This window comes from Endozoicomonas sp. SESOKO3, assembly GCF_024606255.1.
The window spans coordinates 1-1,885 of sequence record NZ_JAHHPR010000602.1 but is presented as its reverse complement, the minus strand read 5'-3'; the positions used below and the strand labels follow the sequence as shown (position 1 = coordinate 1,885).

Here is a 1,885-nt window from a genome sequence, read left to right as displayed (position 1 = left end):
GAGTCACCCGGCCTACAGAGTCTTCTCGAAAATGACCAGTTTTTCTTTACGCTTATCCATCCAAAAACACAACAAATAAATACTGAATCAACCCAATTTAGTCGGGGCCAACCCCACCTTTTCCAGACAGGCGCAGTCCAGACCTCAGACCACAATGGGCAAACAAACTGGGAAGTAACAGTGGTTGAGGAGGGTGGCCAGCAGCGCCCATGTGGGACAGTCCGCAAGAATGCTAAAGTCCTGTTGAATCACAGAAGCAGAGACTACTCCGGGCAACAAATCTGTCACGTGACCGTGGTTGGGAAGGATGGTCGGCAGCGACCATGTGGGACCGTCTGCAAGAATGCTCGGGTCCTCTCTTCTCACAAAAGCAACATCCACAGCGGACGAAAAACCTGTGGCGTGACTTTAGTCGGAGCGGATGGCCAACAGCGGCTATGTGGAAAGGTCTGCAGGAATGCCCAATCTCTTTCGTATCACAAAATGAAAGCCCACTGCAGGCACAAAACCTGCGAAGTGGCTTTAGTCGGGGAGGATGGTCAGCGACGGCTATGCGGGAGGACCTACAGAACTGCTCGCGATCTGGCGGATCACAAAAGAAGAGAGCACAGCGGGCAACAGATCTGTGACGCAACCGTGCTCACAAAAGATGGCCATCAGCGATCATGCGGGAACGTCTGCAATAATCTGAGAACTTTGTTGGATCACAAAAGAAAACTCCACTCAGGGCAAAAAACCTGTGACAAAACTGTGTTTGGAGCGGATGGCCAGCAGCGTTCATGCGGTGCAGTCTGCAAGAGTGCTCAAGCCCTGTCGGATCATAGAAGGAGACATCACTCCGGGCAAAAAACCTGCGATGAAACTGTGGTCGGGAAGCTTGGCCAGCAGCAGTCATGTGGGGTGGACTGCAGGAGTATTCAAGCCCTGTCGGATCACAAAAGGAGACTTCACTCCGGGCAAAAAACCTGCGACGTAACATTGGTCGGGCCTGATGGGGTTCAATACCCGTGCGGTAAAGTCTGCAAGAGTGCTAAAGTTCTGTCTGAGCACAAAAGAATGCACCGAAAACGCAAGCCTTTTGATGTAAGCCAGGACAATGCACCGAGTTCTCAGGAGGGTAAAGTGAAGATGTGAAGATCTGGTCTGGCAACTGACCTTTCACAAGTTTTTGCCCAGTACAACCTTTAGTTTCCAGCAAAGGATCTTAGAAAGGAAAACACGTTTATTTTCTTGATCTATCCTATCCCTCTGGCCACTGGAACAAATGGATAGAATTATTAGACACTCATTCTTAACGGCACTGCTGTTTCTGGTATTGTTGTTGTCTGTCGCCTGTCAGGCCGAACCCTTGGCAGAACGGTTTATTGCCACGTTTGAACACAATGCAGCATTTCCAAACCACAGCTTTTCTATAAAGCATGGCCTGAGTACATTATTCGGCAACCCGTCAGACATCACTGACACAAAGGACTATACAAGACTGGATTTAACGCCTGATGACAGACGACACAGATTTAACAGTTACCGGGTAAAAACGACTCTTATTGAATCAATTTCATGGCAATGGATTTACGCCACTCATCTGTTGGTCGGTTACGAACTGATCCAGACCACCAACTCCCTTCTGAGCTCCCACCCTTACTCATGTTTACCTGTAGAAGTCTTCGTTGTTATCGTCGGCTGGCTCTTGAAAAGCTCTTTGAACCCCGATTCAACTTCGTTTAACCCGATTGAACAACAAGAAGTAACAGCTATGCGGACACGGGAGGACCACCCGTTTGCCACCATCACTATGATGTTTGGCTCTGGTCAGAACCAACAACCACAGCAGCTGGCAGAATCATTGGGCCAGCAAGCCCCGGGAGCCAACAGCCATCTTATAGAC

Annotated in this window: 2 protein-coding genes; both read left to right on the top strand. The window is 49.3% G+C overall.

Annotated elements, in window-relative coordinates; genetic code table 11:
• A partial coding sequence (locus KDK18_RS10305; RefSeq protein WP_257254815.1) for a hypothetical protein occupies positions 1 to 1,134 on the top strand: 1,134 nt, incomplete at its 5' end.
• A 130-nt stretch (positions 1,135 to 1,264) separates the two neighbouring features.
• Positions 1,265 to 1,885 (top strand): hypothetical protein (locus tag KDK18_RS10300; RefSeq protein ID WP_257254814.1); only part of this gene is annotated, 621 nt, incomplete at its 3' end.